Below are 17,206 nucleotides of genomic sequence, written 5' to 3' on the forward strand. Positions count from 1 at the left end.
AAAAAGCCGGGTTTCAACATGAAACCCGGCTTTTTAACTCGTATTACAGATTGATTGTCACGTCTGCATCTTCACGGAGCTTATCAATAATCGTTTGGGCTGCTTCCGCTTCTTTTTGCTTTTTAACTTGTGATTCAAGATCTGATTTCATTTCATCAAATGAAGGAATCTCGGCTTGTTCGCCGCCTTCACTGCCTTGACTCATTTGTTCCCGCTGAGATTTGAACTGATCATAAGCTTGCTGCAGTTCCTCTTCGCTTGGCTTAGTATCACCTGATTCATCAGCAATCAATTTATCAACCTTAACCTGTGTTTTCACTTGAGAGTTAATGTCTTCCTGTTTCATACCCTGTTCTTCGAGCGCTGAGATAAACTTGTCTTTCGATTCCATCCCGCTCTGCTGTGCTAACTCGGTAAGCTTTTCGTCGACTTCTTTGTCGGATGCTTCAAAATTACGATTTCCCGCTTCTTGGATAAGCAGCTCTGAACTAACCATACCTTCTGCTGTCTGTTGTTTAAGTTCATCCTGATTAAGTTCCTGTCCACTCATCTGGGATTGCATTGCCATTTGTTGAAACTGTCCTTCATAAGTGGTTTTAAATTCCTCTCCGGAAATTTCTTCACCATTTACTTCTGCTACAACGTCGGGAATACCTTCAAGGTCAGGTTCAGGCATTTGCTGTTGCTGCTGTGAGGCTTGTTCACTCTGACCTTCTCCGGAACCTTCTTCATTATTATTATCTTCAGAATCACCATTGCAAGCCGCCATTACGACAGCCAGCGCCAGCGTCATCATTAACATTACCAGCTTCTTCATAAAATGCATGTCCCTCATTTCATATCATTGTTCTTTCATTCAAACATATTATGCCGGATTACCGCAACCTTTATTATAAAGACATTTTGGCTTTTCATCGTCACACCGGGATTCTTTCCTTTTTTAACATTTCAATTACAACTTTGCAGGATTTTTCTTTAAATCTGCCGTATTTTGGGGACGGTTTTTCAACAACCTCAGGGATAAAAACACTTTTCTAATCTTGCACCTTGCAATTAACCAGCTATAAGACCCGACTTATTGGGGGTTCATTCTATAATGGAAGAATTCTTAGAAAAATTCAGGTTGACTGAAGTTAAAATTCTGGTATGCTTAAGCTAAGAACTAATTGATAATGAATTTCATTCTTAATTAGAATCGCTTAAAAATAATAGTAATTATTATTTAAATTAAATTCAGGAAATTATGCCACAGACCTGCATTACACATCAGGCAGGGAACTTTTATAGAGGTTGTTCAAAAAGTCCGGTAAAAAAGACACTTCGAATTTCTTCGTTGGCTTGCTTTTTTAGTTCCTCACGTATTAACTGCATATACGTTCCGGTACCGGGAGCTTCGCCGCCTCGAACTTCTCCGTCCTTTTTTCCTCCTTTTTGAACACGCACTTATAGAGAAAAGTATTTTATAAAGTGAATCTTCAATCAGTGGGGGTTTCTTTCTGCCCCACTGATTGTTAGATGAACGAATCGGACATTTACCGGCAGCCACCTCCCCCACCTAATCTTCATCGTATTCGCGAACATTTATGGTGGGGGTCTTACTCCCAGTTACATGCGGGATAAATATACGATACTAAATTATAGCACTTGTCTAGTAACATCTGTTTTCATAATGTTTGGCAAATACATCATGAAAACATAACACCTAATGATATCATTTTCATTTACGAGCCAGGAATAAACAAACAAGTTATGAGGTTTAAGTATGAGACTATGGATATTAATAATTGTAACTATCATTCTGTCAGTGATATCGCTATTTTTAGGTGCGATTGATATTAGCTTAAGTGACTTGCTCGATTTAGATTCGGATGAGCTGCAAATCTTTTTAACAAGCCGAGTGCCCCGGTTATTGGCAATTATAATGGCAGGCGCAGGAATGAGTATAGCTGGTCTAATTATGCAGAGTTTAAGTCGAAATAAATTCGTATCTCCAACAACAGCCGGAACATTAGATGCCGCTAGACTGGGGATCATGATATCTATGCTGTTCATTACAAATGTCACGTACACACAGCAAATTATCTTCAGTTTCGCGTTCTCTTTAATAGGTACATTCCTTTTCATGCAAATTCTGGACCGTATTAAATTTAAAGACGTTATATTTGTTCCATTAATTGGGATTATGTATGGGAATATTCTAGGCTCGATTACTGTATTTTTCGGTTATGAAGCTGATATTCTCCAAAATCTTGAATCTTGGTTTATGGGCAGCTTCACATTAATTATTGATGGTCGTTATGAGTTGTTATATGTAAGTATTCCAGCTGTGTTACTCGCTTATATTTATGCAAATAAATTTACTGTTGCTGGTATGGGAGAGGATTTTGCGAAGAACTTAGGGATGAGTTATAAGGTAGTTCTTAATTTAGGTCTTATTCTTGTCGCAGTTATTTCTACATCTGTCGTGTTAACTGTCGGCGTTATTCCGTTTTTAGGTCTTATTGTACCTAACATCGTATCTATTTTTAAGGGAGATAACATTCGTAAAACAATACCTCTTACAATGGTAGTTGGGATTGCATTTTTATTAATTTGCGACATAATCGGTCGTATCATCGTATATCCGTATGAGATACCGGTAAACGTTACAGTGGCAGTAATTGGCAGTGCGATCTTCTTAATTTTGTTATTTAGGGGGAGAGCATATGCAAAGAAATGGTAAGAGGTTGATTTTTTTAGCAGTACTAGCAATTGTTTGTGTTTTATTATATGCATTTTATGATATAAAGGGTGGTTTTGATTACGCTTTTCCAAGACGTGTTATTCGTATAGCGGCAATGATGGTTACAGGGATAGCTATTTCTTATGCAACAGTTGCGTTCCATACCATTACACAAAACCGTATATTAACCCCTTCCATTATGGGGATTGACTCCATGTATGAAGTCGTGCAGACACTCATTTTCTTCTTGGCCGGATCTGCATCGATTTGGGTAGTCAATAACTATTTAAATTTTGGTGCTGCGCTTATTGCAATGGTTTTATTCGCGCTTATTTTATATCGGTTTCTATTCAGAACAAATAAATATCCAATCTATTTATTACTGCTAATTGGCATAATTTTAGGAACGCTTCTCGGGAGTTTTGTAACGTTTCTCCAGGTTTTAATTGACCCTGTAGAATATATGAGCTTACAAACATTCTTATTTGCAAGTTTCATGGATGTTAAAGCAGAAGTTTTGTATATTGCGATTGCCATATTATTCGCTGCATTTATTTACGGCCATCGTATTATGAATCAGCTGAATGTTATGTCGCTTGGTCGTGAAAATGCTATCAATCTTGGTATTAATTACGACCGTTTGTTAATGAATGTTTTAATTTTAGCTTCGGTGTTGATTGCTACGTCAACAGCGTTAGTTGGCCCGATCACGTTCTTAGGTTTATTGGTAGCAAACTTGTCCTATCAATATTTGGTTACATATAAGCACTCAATCCTAATTTTAGGTGCAAGTCTTATAAGTATTATTGCGTTAGTAGGGGGACAATTTATTGTCGAGCATATATTTGAATTGCGTACGACTTTGAGTGTTATTATTAATTTCATTGGTGGTATTTACTTCATTTACTTATTATTAAAGGAAAGCAGGGCGATAAAATGATTGAAATCAAAGAGTTGACGAAGCGATTTGGTAAAAAAGATGTCGTGGATAAGGTTTCCATAAACATTAAGCCTGGGACGATAACGTCATTTATCGGTCCGAATGGAGCTGGAAAATCTACATTATTGTCAATGGTGAGCCGGTTTCTGGATTCTGATACCGGTGAAGTATTACTTGACCAAGAAAACGTTAGAAAATGGAAGTCGAATGAGTTTGCAAAACGTGTTTCAATTTTAAAACAATCCAACTTTTTAAATGTACGTTTAACGGTACGTGAATTAATTTCATTTGGCCGTTACCCGTATTCTAAAGGCCGCTTGACAGCAGACGATGAAAAATTTGTAGATCAGGCTATTGATTATATGAACTTACATGATATGGAGGATCAGTTGATTGATGAGTTATCCGGCGGACAGAAACAGCGTGCATTTATCGCGATGGTCATTGCTCAGGATACAGAATATATATTACTTGATGAGCCTTTAAACAACTTGGACATGAAGCATTCTGTGCAAATTATGAAAACGCTGCGTAAGCTTGTGAACGAGCTTGGTAAAACGGTTGTTATTGTTTTACATGATATTAATTTTGCATCCGTATATTCAGATCGTATTGCCGCGTTAAAGGACGGAATATTAGTGAAAAACGGTCCGACACAAGAAATTATTAATTCCGAAACCCTTCGTGAAATTTATGAAATGGATATACCAGTTCACGAACAGAACGACGGTTGTCGTATTTGTGTATATTTTAATGCTCATGCAAATTAGTCGAGAATTTGCACATATTAATAGATGTTAGTAACATTAAACACATTTTAATTCAAATTTTTTAAGCCTAACAGCCCGTATAAAGTGAATCTTCAATCAGTGGGGGTTCTTTCTTCCCCCACTGATTGTTAGATGAACGAATCGGACATTTACTGGCAGCCATCCCCCCATCTAATCTTCATCGTATACGCGAACATTTTTGGTGGGGGTCTTACTCGCATGAAAATCCACTGTTAGTTAGCACGAAAAATGGCTTCAGACTGCCAGATGGACTCGAAGTACTAAAGTAAGTCGACCTTATCCTCCAGCTGTATTAGCAGTATAGACAATATAAAATCAATTTCATCCTAATTGGTGAATCTTTGATTCATGGATGGCTGCCAGTTACATGCGGGATAAATGTAAAATCATTCGTTAGGTGCGGGCTGTTGTATAATAACCACAAAATTTACCAAACATCCTTTATTAAAGGTATTATACAACAATGAAAATAGTTAAAATTTTGTGTAATTTACTAAAAAAAACCGTATAAAGTATTGACGGGAATGATCAATAATTCTATAATAATTATAGCCTTAATTGATAATGATTATCATTATTGATTAAATGGCTAAAATGATATTAGGAGGAATAAATATTATGCAAAAGAGAATATTACTTGGCATTACTTTTGCAATGCTAGTGCTCTTTCTTATAGCTTGTGGTTCTAATGAATCCGCTGATGAAGAAGGAAATACAGCTTCTTCCGGGGAAGGCACAACTGAAGAAGCTACAGATGAGAATGCAGAAGAAGCTGGTTCTACATATCCAATGACGGTTTCTTCAACGCTTTCTTCAAGGGAAAGCAGAGACGGAAGTACTTATAATTTTGAAGATATAAATTTGGAGTCCAAGCCTGAAAATATTGTTGTATTTGATTATGGTTTCTTAGATACACTGGATGCGCTTGGTGTTGAAGGAATTGTTGGGGTTCCTCAGGGTTCTACCTTACCAACACACCTTGAAGATTACAATTCAGATGAGTATACAAATATCGGTACATTAAAAGAACCGTTGCTTGAAGACATTGCAGCATTAGAGCCAGATGTAATCTTTATCTCCGGTCGTCAAGCTGCATTCTATGATCAATTAAAAGAAATTACGCCTAATGTCGTATTCGTGGGTACTGATCAAGAACAATATTGGGAATCATTTAAGTCTTCTGTAGATATAGCAGCGGAAATGTTCGGTAAACAAGAGGAAGCTGAAGAATATATGGCTGATTTAAATTCTAAAGTAGAAGAAATCAATAACCTTGCTGGAAATTATAACTCAAGCTTAGTTACGTTGTACAATGAAGGTCAATTATCTGGATATTCGACCCCATCTCGCTTTGGGTACATTTATGATGTATACGGATTCCAGCCGGTGACAAAAGATATCGAATCTTCAAGCCACGGTTCTAACTTTGGATATGAAGCAGTTTTAGAATTCGATTCAGAAGTATTGTTTGTGATCGACCGTACTGCAGCTATTAGCGGTGATTCAAATATTGAATCTGACATGGAAAATGACATTATTAAACAAACTACAGCTTATCAAAATGATCAAATTGTTTACTTAGACGGTCAACTATGGTACTTAGGTGGCGCCGGTTTACAATCTGAGCTTGCAAAAATGGAAGAAATATTAGCTGAATTGGAATAGGTTAAATCCAATGTTAAAAAAGGCAGCCAAATGGTTGCCTTTTTTGCAGGTTGGCAGTACATACATCTTTAGGGTGAAAATGCCGAATGCCCCCCCGCGCAGCCATTAAGCATTAGCTGACAAATAGTGCGTTGACTGTGAAGTAGTGTGCCAGGAATTTGAAGACAAACATTTAAACAAAGCTGATATCCCACGCTGGCAATTGGGGAATTCAAAACCGTGCCCATTGCAAAAGAACAATTATAGAATCAACTTACAGCGGCAAGACAAAATTAAAAACCTTTGAAAAGTCATATTACTTCCCAAAGGTTCTTATAACGAGGATGTTAATCTTCTTCTACGATTTCACAGCCTTCATCCGTACAATATGTTGTCTTGGATTTTTTAGGATTTAATGATTGCAATACCGGTTCTTCTTTTTCTTCTTCCCATACTTTTTCAAGCACTTCCTTGAAAACTTCCTGCGGTTGGGCTCCGGAGACGGCATACTTTTCATTGAAAACGAAGAACGGAACGCCCTGCACGTCCAATTGTCTTGCCTGTTCTTCATCAGCACGCACATGAATGGCGTAATCATCAACCTTAAGCAAAGCTGTCACATCATCTTCATTCAGTCCTGTCTCTCCTGCAAGCTTAATCAATGTCGCTTGGTCGCTGATCAATTCGCCATCGGTAAAATATGCTTTTAAAAAGCGTTCAGTTATTTCTTTGCCTTTGCCTTTTTCAGCGGCGTATTTACTGACACGATGCGCGTCAAAAGTATTCGTATGCTGCATGGTGTCAAAATTGTACGTCAAGCCCGCTTCTGCCGCCTGCTCGCCAAGACTTTCATTCATGCTTTTTGCTTGTTCAAAAGGCATTCCTTTTTTAGCAGCCAGATATTCATGTATATTCTGATTCGGGTTAACTTCAGCTTCCGGATCCAGTTCATAGCTTTTATACTCTACTTCAATAGCATCACGCTCTGGAAATTGCTCGATTGCGGATTCCAGTCTCCGTTTGCCTATATAGCAAAATGGACATACAAAGTCTGACCATATCTCTATTTTCATTCTAACACCTCATTTCTTCCTGCTATTTTAGCACAAGGACAACGATTACAATAAATGTTCTGCTTGACAATTCATCTTTGGCAAAGGTGAGAGAATGGCAAAGGGATCGGCTTAGTGGCCGACCCCCACTTTAGACTATTGCTTGTCTTGTCCGTCAACAAAGCGGCCATAGTCAGGAACGGCCGTTTGATCAAACGTTTGAACAAGATATTTTAGCCCTTCAGTCAATGATTCTCCTTGCATCGCTGTGCCATGACCGGGTATGACTGTATCCGGATTTAATGCTTCCAGTTTATCCACTGATTTTTTCGCTGCTTGCCAGTCCGTTGTTAAGTAGCGCGGCGGGCCGTTCACTTCATCATTTTGTATCAGTACATTGTAAAACGAATCCTGTCTCACTGTAATAAATGCATCACCGGAAAGGAGCAATGAATCCTTTTCACGGTAGAATGATACATGTCCAGGGGTGTGGCCGGGCGTATGAATCCATTTCCAATCGTTAAGTCCCGGGATGGCACCATTGTCAGGGAGCGGCTGGACAGCATCCCCCAAATCAATGGGTTCATTCGGGTAAATTCCGGCTATTTTGGCTAAAAATCCTCCCTCAACCCCCGAATCAGGTTGTGGATAGTGCTTCTCACCAGTTAAATATGGCATTTCCAGTTTGTGCGCATATATGGGCACGTCCCACTCCCTCTCCAATTCGACCAGACCGCCAACATGATCGAAATGGCCATGCGTCAAGATAATGGCAGATGGTTTGGTGTTTTCGCCGAATCGATCTTCCGCCTCCGAACGGATTTCATCTGCAGACCCCGGCAAACCTGCATCAACCAGCACCCAATCACCTCTATCCGGATAGCCCAGAAATATAACATTGGCAATCTGATCAGTATAGTAATACACATCATTGATGACCTCCCGTCCCGAACCGCTTGTGATCGATGTCATCGGAATGAATTTATTGTCTTCAGGCTCATGCATTTCTTCATCCATACAGAAAACCTCCTTTTAGCGTTAGTATTTGGAGATTTTCGGATTATAATCATATTTGCAGATTATGCAATGTTAAAAAGCTGCTTACCCGTCCAGGTAAACAGCCTGCTGTGACTATTCTTCCAAAAGTGATTTGCCCATAATAGAGACACGTTTTGTGTTTTTCAGCTCATCAAGCGTTCTGGCACCTACACCAAACATCGTCATTTTCAGTTCCAGTTCAATCTGCTCCATCGTTTCAATGACAAGTTTATCTGATTCGGTTGCTGCCTCAAGCAGTTTTCTGGCAAAACCTATCACATCTGCCCCAATCGTCAGGGCTTTCGCAGCATCCATCCCGGTTTTCATCCCGCCACTGGAAACGAGCGGTACATCTTCCAATGCGCTTCTCACTGAAACGATGCAGTCTTTGGTCGGGATGCCCCAGTTATTGAAAGCTTCTGCCGCTGCCTTTTTCAGCGGGTCGTTCGAGCGGAGTTTTTCGACCTGGCTCCACGACGTTCCGCCGGCGCCTGCCACATCAATATAAGAAATGCCGGCATCATAAAGTTTTTTTGCAATGGTCCCGTCAATGCCAAACCCAACCTCTTTAGCGCCGACAGGGACATTCACCGTTGAACAGACTTCTTCAATCTTCGGCAGCAAACTTTCGAAGTTCAGGTCTCCCCCATCCTGTACGGCTTCCTGCAAGGGATTAAAATGCAGTACAATTGAATCGGCACCTGTAAGGTCAACAATACGCTGGCATTCTTCTGCCCCGTAGCCATAGTTCAGCTGCACCGCTCCGATATTGGCAATTAAAGGAACACTCGGTGCGTGCCTACGAATTAAAAATGATTCCTGATGCGCATCACTTTCCAGAAGTGCCCTTGTAGAACCTAGAGCGACTGCCCATCCTTTTTCTTCTGCAGCTTTGGCCAGATTCTGGTTGATTTTCGCTGCCAGCTCCGACCCCCTGTCATAGAACTGACAAGGAAAGGTGCATTTAATGGCTTATCAAGAAAACGGGTACTCGTCTCAATATCGGCAAAATTTATCTCCGGTAATGCATTATGGATAAACGATATCCCTTCAAGTCCTGTTGATTTATTTACGCCTTCAACATTATCGGTTAAACAAAGCCGGATATGCTCCGTTTTCCGTTTATTAATTCCTTCTTCCATCACGATTCATCCTAACTTAAATGTCATTATCTTTATCATACCAATAATCAATCCCGAATAAAACAAATGAAACCATCTGGTGGAATAATTGCAGTATCACCCTTCCCATTGATATACTTAATTCCTATCTATAACAGCCGGGGAGGCCAGTTAATGAAACAAAAAGCAAAAGAATTTGCTGAAAGAGCCCATCAAGGCCAGACACGCAAGAGTTCAGGCGATCCTTATATCACACATCCCATTCGTGTTGCCAAGCGGCTGGAAGCGGCCGGTGCCAGTGACGAGCTTGTATGTGCCGGCTATTTGCACGACGTCGCAGAAGACACCTCTCACGAAATAGAGGATATTGAAAAGACGTTCGGCATTGAGGTTGCACGACTTGTGGCGACTCATACAGAAGATAAATCAAAGACATGGCAAGAGCGCAAACAGCACACAATTGACACTGTCAAATTTGCCTCAAAAGACGTGAAATATCTGATCCTTGCTGATAAGTTGGACAACCTCTTGTCCATGGAACAGGAATATGCGCATCAAGGCGATGCATTATGGCATAACTTTAATGCTGGCTTTAATGAACAAAAATGGTATAACGAGTCGATCCTTAAGAATATGGAGACCGGTTTGGCTAAAGATGAGGTGCCAAGCTATTTTCAGGAATTTAAAGAGACAGTGAAGCGGGTGTTTGGATGACATTCTCGTTTCTGGACTAAATCCATTACTGAAGAGCTGACACTCAATGTCGAAACTGGATGGGACAAACCGTTAAAAGGCCAACGGAATCGACAAACGGTTCCCATACTTCAGCGCTGTCATCATCAGCATCGATGCCAATAAACCCGATCATTGTCCCGCTTTCAACAGCAGCCACCATCTCTGAGTTGTCTTCTTCCATGGAATCCAAAATTTCTTCAGCATCTGTCCCACAAAAGCCTATACGATATTCGTTATGCTGGTTTAATTCTGCTATGAAATCTGCTGTATCTCCAGGTGAAATATCTTTTTGATTTATTAGTGTATGCATGTGGATACCCTCCTACTGTTCTTCATTTATAATTTACGCACATCAGTTTTTTCCTGTTTTATAGCCGGAATTTAACTATTATGTCATCAATAATCCTGAAAAAAAGAAACACACGATTGATATTAATCATATGTTTCTCTTCATTAACATTTGCCTTTGTGTTGCTGAGTGACTATCCACTTGTTAGTTTAATTTGCCTTCTCTCCGCATTTTGAACGGCGCGACTATCAGCACAATAATCAATACGAGACCGAGGTAGCCGATAAACGGATATAGGGAAGAAACGAGATCGGTAAACCCGACAAAGCTTGCCAAATAGCCGACAATAACCGTTATCGTGAAAAATATTTTGAATTTTTTTGTTCCAGGTTCGGTAAAACGTGTGCCGAAAGAATAGAACATGCTGATGCCTGTATTAAATATCATGGCGAATAACACAATCGACATGAGCACGCCTAAAAACGGCGATATGTCATTTACGATTCCGAGTGTCGGTAATTCCAGGCTGCCAACTTCTTCAATTTTAGCAAAAATAGCCAAATGACTTAATAAAATAATAACACCCAGTCCAAAACCGCCGGCTAAACCGCCCCATGCAGCCGTCTTCCGGTCCATTTCAGCAGTTCCTGTAACGATAGCCATTGAAGCGCCTACAGCCGTATTAAACGATACGTAATTGATGGCTGAGATAAACCAATTTGGCAGATTTGTATCATGCTCTCTTGCTACACTGTCCAGGTTAACAAAAGAGCCATCCATTGTAAGAAAACTGTAGATGGAAACGATAACAACAAATATAATCAAAAACGGCGTAATGCTGCTGATGATATTTACCACTCTGTCGATTTTCAGCATTCCGGTCAAAATGATAAGGATGCCTAACAACGTTGTCCCAATAACAATCGGAATGCCAAACTGTTGATTCAAATTTGAACCGGCTCCTGCTATCATGACAACCCCAACGCCAAACAACGTGAAAATAATTATGTAATCAATTATCAAGCCCAGAAAACGACCGCTGACGCCATAAATAACCTCTTTATGCGATGGTTTTTGTGAGCGGCTTCCAAGCCAAACGAGCATCATGCCAACATAAGCAAACAGAACAGTTGTCACAAACGCACCGGCAATGCCCCATAAGCCGAAACTGGTGAAGTACTGCAGGATTTCCTGACCCGAAGCAAGCCCCGCCCCGACAATGATTCCAATAAAAGCGCTTCCAATCTTAAGGATTTTTTTCATATGTTTTTTTGCCTCCTTAGATGCCTGTATATCAAGTGTAGCAGAAAATAGTTTAAATCTTTTTGTTTATCAGCTAAAATATAAAGTATCACATTTGTTTATTTTCACAAATTGTGTTTGGACCTATATAATAAAGATCGCGCCGCCAAAGGAATGGTATATGATGAATGATACTTTAAACCACCCGGAAAAATTCAAACAGAAATTAAACGAGATGATTGACTCGCCGGAGATGGTTGCAGACTATATTGCTGACGTGTTTGAATGTCCGATTACAATTGAAGACGCCAACCACCATGTCATCTCCTACAGCAAACATCATGAAAACATTGATGAGGCGCGAATTTCCACGATTATGAACCGGAAAGTCCCAAATAAAGTGATAAACGGACTTTGGAAAAACGGCGTCATGCCCAAACTGATTGATGATGATGATCCGGTTATCATTCCTGAAATTAAAGAAATCGGGCTTGGGAATCGTGTCGCTGTCTCAATTAGAAAAAAGAATCAAATTCTCGGCTTTATCTGGGCTCACACAGCTGATAAAAAACTTGGCAGCAAGGAGCTGGCATTTTTAAAAGAAGCTGCATTGCAAATTAAGACTTTTTTCTTGCAGCGGCACCAGTCAAGCGAAAAAACCGAAGCGGGTTATATTGATTTTTTCTGGCAGCTGGTGACAGGAGATATAACGGAAACCAATCACATTTTTCAGAAAGCCAAGCAGTTTCATATGCATTTGGACGGCAAGCTGACTGTCGCTATCGTGCAATTTCCCAAACACATAACAGAGCGCGCCCAAAAACATGCTTACTATTTATCGAAAACCCAATTAAAGGTAAATGTCACGTCCCGACTGTTCGATGACAACAATTTCATTATGATTATCCGTTTGAAGAATGGCGAGCATGATATTAAGTCAGTTGAGCATTTTATTCAGGAGTTCATCGAAAAAATAAGCTCTCAGCTTGAAATCAGTGGAATCCATGGTGCTTCCGGGTTTATTTATAAAAGCCCCGTGCATCTCAAGGCTTCATACGAACAGGCGCTACAGGTCATCGATGTCAAACATAAATTTCCAAAAGAACTTAACAATCTGATTGCCTATGAAGATTTAGGCATTTATGAGTTTATCGAAGACTTATCTGCTATCAGAAATAAAGTCAGTTATCAGAATCCGTATATCGAGCGGCTTCGCACGTATGATACGCAGCATAACACGTCATTGCTCGCAACTTTATATGAATATCTTAAAGCTGATTCAAGTCCGCCTGAAGCAGCGAAAAAGCTTTTTATTCATCCCAATACAATGAACTATCGATTAAAACGGATCCGGGACATTGCAGAATTTAATCTCGATAATCCGTCCCAAAAAACGGCTATCTATCTTGATCTTCTAATTGAAAACCTTCAATAGATACCGTTTGTGTGTATACACAAACGATGGCTTTTATTTTCATTTTTTTGACTATAGTTTTCATCCCTCGAAAAAGGTATGATAGGAGTACAAATATGTTATCAAGGAGCTGATATGCGTGATTATCGGGGTACCTAAAGAGATTAAGAATAATGAAAACCGTGTAGCCATGACGCCTGCCGGTGTGGATAACTTAGTGAATGCCGGCCAGAAAGTCATTGTCGAACAAGACGCCGGAAACGGCAGCAATTTCACTGATGAAGAATACAGAGAAGCTGGTGCAGACATTTTTGAAAACGCTTCAGACGTCTGGGAAAAAGCAGAAATGATCATGAAGGTCAAAGAGCCGCTGTCCTCCGAATATAAGTACTTCCGTGAAGATTTAATCATACTCACATACCTGCATTTGGCTGCGGAACCTGATCTGGCCAAAGCGTTTGTTGAATCAGGTGTCACTGCTATCGCTTATGAAACAATTACGGTCAATGGCACTCTGCCGCTCTTAACACCAATGAGCGAAGTGGCAGGAAAAATGTCAACTCAAATCGGCGCACGCTACTTGGAAAAATTACAAGGCGGAAAAGGCATTGTGCTTAACGGCATCCCCGGTGTTAACCGAGGAACAGTTACTGTGATCGGCGGCGGTGTCGTCGGCGAAAATGCTGCAAAAATCGCTGCCGGTTTCGGTGCAAATGTAAATATTCTCGATCTGAATCCGGCGCGCTTGCGTGAATTGGATGGCATATTTGGATCAAGCGCTCAAACCCTTATGTCCAATCCATTTAACATCGCACAAGCCGTGAAGGAATCAGACCTCGTTATCGGTTCAGTGCTCATCCCGGGAGCCAAAGCACCGAAACTGGTAACCGAAGAGATGGTGAAATCCATGCAACCGGGATCTGTCATCGTTGACGTTGCCATTGATCAGGGCGGTAACTTCGAAACAGTCGACCACCCGACAACACATGATGATCCAATTTATACAAAACATGATGTCCTGCATTACGCTGTTGCCAATATTCCCGGCGCTGTTCCGCGTACCGCAACAATCGGCTTAACAAACGTCACGGTGCCATATGCTGTACAGATCGCGAAAAAAGGTGTCGACAAAGCCATTCAGGATAACCCGGCAATCGCCACCGGCATCAATGTGGCTAAAGGCAAAGTCACTTATGAAGCCGTTGCCCATGACTTAGGCTATGACTATGTTTCGGTTGAAGAGGCCATGCAAAAATAAGAATTGCTCAAAATTGAAATAGGCTGCAACCTATTTAGCCAAGAATAAAATGGTTCCAAACATCATTCTTTGATGAATGGAACCATTTTTATTATCTTCATTATCTATTGATCTGCTCATAAAGAAAGCAGTTCCGTGTATGATCATTAACCAACCCGCCAGCCTGCATAAATGCATAACAAATAGTTGGCCCAACAAACTTGAAACCGCGCTTTTTCAAGTCTTTACTCATTTGCTCTGATTCCCGTGTCGATGAAGGGACCTCAGCATGTTCAGCCCAGTCGTTTACAATCGGATCACCGCCCACAAATTGCCAGATATAATGGTCAAAACTGCCAAATTCACGCTGAATACGCAAAAAAGCCATGGCATTGGTAATTACAGATTCTATTTTACGTCTGTTACGAATGATACGTTTGTCCTGGATAAGCTTATGAATTTTATCACTATCGAAATGAGCGACTCTTTCAGGGTCAAAGTTGTCAAAAACGGCCCTATAGTTTTCCCGGCGCTTAAGTATTGTAATCCAGCTCAATCCGGCCTGTGCACCCTCAAGCGAAAGCAATTCAAATAGAAGCTGATCATCATGAACTGGTCTTCCCCATTCGTTATCATGATAATCAATATAAATCGGATCTTCGGTTACCCATGCACAACGATTCTGATTTTGGTTCATCTCATTCTTCCTTTGTCTCAACGTTATTTTCTTCATAGGAAATCCAGTCACTGAAACTGCCCGGGTACAGTTTCACGTTCCGGAATCCGGCAGACTTTAATGCGAGCACGTTCGGGCAAGCCGAAACACCTGAACCGCACGAAACGATTATTTCATCATCTTTGGACAAAGAGCTGAAGTGCTTTTCAAGTTCTGAATCGTCTTTCCATTTGCCCTTATCATCCAGAACATTCTTCCAAAAGAAATTTTTCGCACCGGGGATGTGTCCCGCTCTGATATAAAGAGGTTCCTTTTCACCGAGGTAACGCTCTTTTGAACGTGAGTCGATAAGTGTTGCTGACTGGTTCTGCAGTTTTTCTTGGACTTCTTCAATATCAGCGACGTCATTTTCACGGTAGACTGGTTTAAATTCTTTTGCCTGAAGTGCCGGCACTTCAGTTGTAACACTGAAGCCAGCTTTCACCCATTGTTCAAACCCGCCGTCGAGCAAATGAACGTCTTCATGTCCTGCATATTGCAAAAGCCACCAAAGTCGTGCAGCGAACATGTCATTCTTCTGATCATAAACGACAACGGTTGTGTCATGATCTATACCGATATTGCCCACTTTCGCAATAAACATCTCCATGTCTGGCAACGGATGGCTTCCTCCATGCTTAGCTGCCTTATCAGATAAATCCTTATTTAAATCCAGATAAACCGCGTGCGGAATGTGCCCTTCCAAATAGGTTTTCCTCCCGGCGTCCGCATCCATTAAATCAAATCGCGTATCCACTACAACTGTCTTTTCCGAATTGTTCTCCAGCCTGTCATTAAGCCATTCAGCACTGACAACTACAGACATTCTGCAACCTCCTGTTTTAAAATTTTATCTGCTTCAACATCGTACAATGATTACACTTTTAATTCTAACCGATGAACATGCCGATGAACAGCAGTAATTAATCTTCATTTTCAAACAAAATTAGTGATAATATAGAGGGACAAAGACTTTGTGCACATTATTCAAACATCAGAAGGAGCTGTATATATAATGAAAAATGAGTTAATTGAACGCTTCACGCGATATGTCAAAATTGATACGCAATCGGACGAGGCAAATGAGGCCACGCCATCCACACCGGGACAGTTGGAACTGGCGAACTTGCTTGTGGATGAATTAAACGAAATCGGCATGACTTATGTCTCAATCGATGACAATGGCTATGTCATGGCGACACTGCCGACCAACACCGATAAAGACCTCCCCACGATCGGCTTTTTAGCCCATGTCGACACAGCAACTGATTTCACCGGCAAGAATGTTAATCCGCAAATCGTGGAGAATTTCAGCGGAAGCGACCTGACATTAAACGCAGACAAGGGCATTGTCCTCTCTGCCAATGACTTCCCCGAACTTTCGGGCTATAAAGGCCATACGCTAGTCACAACTGATGGCACAACGCTGCTTGGTGCCGATGATAAAGCCGGTATTACAGAGATTATGACCGCAATGTCTTACTTAATCAGTCATCCTGAAATCAAACACGGGAAAATCCGCGTCGCTTTCACACCTGATGAGGAAATCGGCCGCGGCCCCCATAAATTCGATGTGGAACAGTTCGCCGCTGATCATGCCTATACAATGGATGGCGGTCCACTGGGTGAACTGCAATATGAAAGCTTTAATGCTGCTGCTGCAAAGATCACCTTTCACGGAAACAGTGTCCATCCAGGCACAGCAAAAAATAAAATGGTCAATGCCGGAAAAATGGCTGCTGAATTTATCAATAAAGTGCCGGAGCACGAAGCACCTGAGCATACAGCGCAATATGAAGGCTTTTACCATCTGCTCGAGATAAATGGTGATGTGGAACAAACCTCAATCTCCTATATCATCCGGGATTTTGATAAAGACAATTTTGAAGCAAGAAAAGAAACAATCCGGCAATTCACCCGCGAAATTAATGGTAAATATGGTGAAGGATCAGCTGAAATTGCGATGAAAGATCAGTATTACAACATGCGTGAAAAGATCGAACCTGTGAAAGAAATTGTGGATGTCGCCTATCAAGCAATGGAAAACCTTAACATCAAACCGCTTGTGAAGCCTGTCCGCGGCGGTACTGACGGCTCACAACTCTCCTATATGGGCTTGCCGACACCGAATATTTTCACTGGTGGTGAAAACTATCACGGAAAATATGAATATATTTCCATCGATAATATGGAACAAGCCACCAATGTGATTATCGAAATTTGCCGATTGTATGAGACAGAAGGATAATAAAAGCAAAAGTCAGGT

At 40.8% G+C, this 17,206-nt stretch carries 16 protein-coding genes and 1 pseudogene; 8 read left to right on the forward strand and 9 right to left on the reverse strand.

What is annotated here, in order from left to right; translation table 11 throughout:
- Positions 1 to 43: 43 nt before the first annotated feature.
- Positions 44 to 817 carry a SurA N-terminal domain-containing protein gene (locus tag AOX59_RS11795; protein ID WP_068445779.1) on the reverse strand — a complete coding sequence of 258 codons (774 nt, stop codon included), beginning with the start codon at positions 815 to 817 and terminating at the stop codon, positions 44 to 46.
- Positions 818 to 1,281: 464 nt separating this feature from the next.
- A complete protein-coding gene (locus AOX59_RS19725) occupies positions 1,282 to 1,443 on the reverse strand; it encodes a hypothetical protein (protein ID WP_156418694.1) in 162 nt (53 codons plus the stop codon).
- Between the two features lie 319 nt (positions 1,444 to 1,762).
- Between AOX59_RS19725 and AOX59_RS11800 the strand changes: the two genes are divergently transcribed.
- The 4 genes from AOX59_RS11800 (at position 1,763) to AOX59_RS11815 (ending at position 6,118) form a co-directional block, all read left to right on the forward strand.
- Complete coding sequence (locus tag AOX59_RS11800; RefSeq protein WP_068445781.1) at positions 1,763 to 2,722, forward strand: ABC transporter permease; 960 nt, start codon at positions 1,763 to 1,765, stop codon at positions 2,720 to 2,722.
- Complete coding sequence (locus AOX59_RS11805; RefSeq protein WP_068445783.1) at positions 2,706 to 3,662, forward strand: iron chelate uptake ABC transporter family permease subunit; 957 nt, start codon at positions 2,706 to 2,708, stop codon at positions 3,660 to 3,662. The genes AOX59_RS11800 and AOX59_RS11805 overlap by 17 nt, the downstream gene beginning before the upstream one ends.
- A complete protein-coding gene (locus AOX59_RS11810; protein ID WP_068445785.1) occupies positions 3,659 to 4,432 on the forward strand; it encodes an iron ABC transporter ATP-binding protein in 774 nt (257 codons plus the stop codon). Before AOX59_RS11805 ends, AOX59_RS11810 begins: the two co-directional genes overlap by 4 nt.
- A 639-nt stretch (positions 4,433 to 5,071) precedes the next feature.
- Positions 5,072 to 6,118 carry a siderophore ABC transporter substrate-binding protein gene (locus AOX59_RS11815; protein ID WP_068445787.1) on the forward strand — a complete coding sequence of 349 codons (1,047 nt, stop codon included), beginning with the start codon at positions 5,072 to 5,074 and terminating at the stop codon, positions 6,116 to 6,118.
- 326 nt (positions 6,119 to 6,444) lie between these two features.
- Here AOX59_RS11815 and AOX59_RS11820 read toward each other — a convergent pair whose 3' ends face one another.
- From AOX59_RS11820 to fni, 3 genes and pseudogenes are all read right to left on the reverse strand, one after another.
- Positions 6,445 to 7,170, reverse strand: a complete 726-nt coding sequence (locus AOX59_RS11820; RefSeq protein ID WP_068445789.1) for a DsbA family oxidoreductase — start codon at positions 7,168 to 7,170, stop codon at positions 6,445 to 6,447.
- 135 nt (positions 7,171 to 7,305) lie between these two features.
- Entirely contained in the window at positions 7,306 to 8,166 is an 861-nt protein-coding gene (locus AOX59_RS11825; protein ID WP_068445791.1) for an MBL fold metallo-hydrolase, read from the reverse strand.
- A 114-nt stretch (positions 8,167 to 8,280) separates the two neighbouring features.
- Positions 8,281 to 9,329, reverse strand: a pseudogene (fni, locus tag AOX59_RS11830) (type 2 isopentenyl-diphosphate Delta-isomerase).
- Between the two features lie 153 nt (positions 9,330 to 9,482).
- Between fni and AOX59_RS11835 the strand changes: the two are divergent.
- The gene (locus tag AOX59_RS11835; protein ID WP_068445793.1) at positions 9,483 to 10,022 is read left to right on the forward strand and encodes an HD domain-containing protein; all 540 of its coding nucleotides are present in this window, start codon (positions 9,483 to 9,485) and stop codon (positions 10,020 to 10,022) included.
- A 43-nt stretch (positions 10,023 to 10,065) separates the two neighbouring features.
- Here AOX59_RS11835 and AOX59_RS11840 read toward each other — a convergent pair whose 3' ends face one another.
- A complete protein-coding gene (locus tag AOX59_RS11840; RefSeq protein WP_068445794.1) occupies positions 10,066 to 10,353 on the reverse strand; it encodes a hypothetical protein in 288 nt (95 codons plus the stop codon).
- A gap of 183 nt (positions 10,354 to 10,536) precedes the next feature.
- Positions 10,537 to 11,595, reverse strand: coding sequence for a YkvI family membrane protein (locus AOX59_RS11845; RefSeq protein WP_068445796.1), 1,059 nt, complete (start codon positions 11,593 to 11,595; stop codon positions 10,537 to 10,539).
- A gap of 160 nt (positions 11,596 to 11,755) precedes the next feature.
- Here AOX59_RS11845 and AOX59_RS11850 point away from each other — a divergent pair, with 160 nt between their 5' ends.
- Positions 11,756 to 13,009, forward strand: a complete 1,254-nt coding sequence (locus AOX59_RS11850; RefSeq protein WP_237049257.1) for a PucR family transcriptional regulator — start codon at positions 11,756 to 11,758, stop codon at positions 13,007 to 13,009.
- A 118-nt stretch (positions 13,010 to 13,127) separates the two neighbouring features.
- Entirely contained in the window at positions 13,128 to 14,246 is a 1,119-nt protein-coding gene (gene ald, locus AOX59_RS11855; RefSeq protein ID WP_068445800.1) for an alanine dehydrogenase, read from the forward strand.
- 100 nt (positions 14,247 to 14,346) lie between these two features.
- On the opposite strand, the gene AOX59_RS11860 is transcribed toward ald, so the two are convergent.
- Positions 14,347 to 14,922: a DNA-3-methyladenine glycosylase I gene (locus tag AOX59_RS11860; protein WP_068445802.1), complete on the reverse strand. Its 576-nt coding sequence runs from the start codon at positions 14,920 to 14,922 to the stop codon at positions 14,347 to 14,349.
- Between the two features lies 1 nt (position 14,923).
- Complete coding sequence (locus tag AOX59_RS11865) at positions 14,924 to 15,766, reverse strand: sulfurtransferase (protein WP_068445804.1); 843 nt, start codon at positions 15,764 to 15,766, stop codon at positions 14,924 to 14,926.
- A gap of 189 nt (positions 15,767 to 15,955) precedes the next feature.
- On the opposite strand from AOX59_RS11865, the gene pepT reads away from it, so the two are divergent.
- Positions 15,956 to 17,188 carry a peptidase T gene (gene pepT, locus AOX59_RS11870; protein ID WP_068445806.1) on the forward strand — a complete coding sequence of 411 codons (1,233 nt, stop codon included), beginning with the start codon at positions 15,956 to 15,958 and terminating at the stop codon, positions 17,186 to 17,188.
- The last annotated feature ends 18 nt before the right edge of the window (positions 17,189 to 17,206 follow it).

The sequence above is a fragment of the Lentibacillus amyloliquefaciens genome (assembly GCF_001307805.1).
In the GTDB taxonomy this organism is placed as follows: Bacteria; Bacillota; Bacilli; order Bacillales; family Amphibacillaceae; genus Lentibacillus; species Lentibacillus amyloliquefaciens.

Bases quoted from the DNA above. Each gene is read 5' to 3' on its own strand.
- AOX59_RS11795 (WP_068445779.1), bottom strand. From the start codon at position 817: ATGAAGAAGCTGGTAATGTTAATGATGACGCTGGCGCTGGCTGTCGTA.
- AOX59_RS11800 (WP_068445781.1), top strand. From the start codon at position 1,763: ATGAGACTATGGATATTAATAATTGTAACTATCATTCTGTCAGTGATA.
- AOX59_RS11805 (WP_068445783.1), top strand. From the start codon at position 2,706: ATGCAAAGAAATGGTAAGAGGTTGATTTTTTTAGCAGTACTAGCAATT.
- AOX59_RS11810 (WP_068445785.1), top strand. From the start codon at position 3,659: ATGATTGAAATCAAAGAGTTGACGAAGCGATTTGGTAAAAAAGATGTC.
- AOX59_RS11815 (WP_068445787.1), top strand. From the start codon at position 5,072: ATGCAAAAGAGAATATTACTTGGCATTACTTTTGCAATGCTAGTGCTC.
- AOX59_RS11820 (WP_068445789.1), bottom strand. From the start codon at position 7,170: ATGAAAATAGAGATATGGTCAGACTTTGTATGTCCATTTTGCTATATA.
- AOX59_RS11825 (WP_068445791.1), bottom strand. From the start codon at position 8,166: ATGGATGAAGAAATGCATGAGCCTGAAGACAATAAATTCATTCCGATG.
- AOX59_RS11835 (WP_068445793.1), top strand. From the start codon at position 9,483: ATGAAACAAAAAGCAAAAGAATTTGCTGAAAGAGCCCATCAAGGCCAG.
- AOX59_RS11840 (WP_068445794.1), bottom strand. From the start codon at position 10,353: ATGCATACACTAATAAATCAAAAAGATATTTCACCTGGAGATACAGCA.
- AOX59_RS11845 (WP_068445796.1), bottom strand. From the start codon at position 11,595: ATGAAAAAAATCCTTAAGATTGGAAGCGCTTTTATTGGAATCATTGTC.
- AOX59_RS11850 (WP_237049257.1), top strand. From the start codon at position 11,756: ATGATGAATGATACTTTAAACCACCCGGAAAAATTCAAACAGAAATTA.
- AOX59_RS11860 (WP_068445802.1), bottom strand. From the start codon at position 14,922: ATGAACCAAAATCAGAATCGTTGTGCATGGGTAACCGAAGATCCGATT.
- AOX59_RS11865 (WP_068445804.1), bottom strand. From the start codon at position 15,766: ATGTCTGTAGTTGTCAGTGCTGAATGGCTTAATGACAGGCTGGAGAAC.
- pepT (WP_068445806.1), top strand. From the start codon at position 15,956: ATGAAAAATGAGTTAATTGAACGCTTCACGCGATATGTCAAAATTGAT.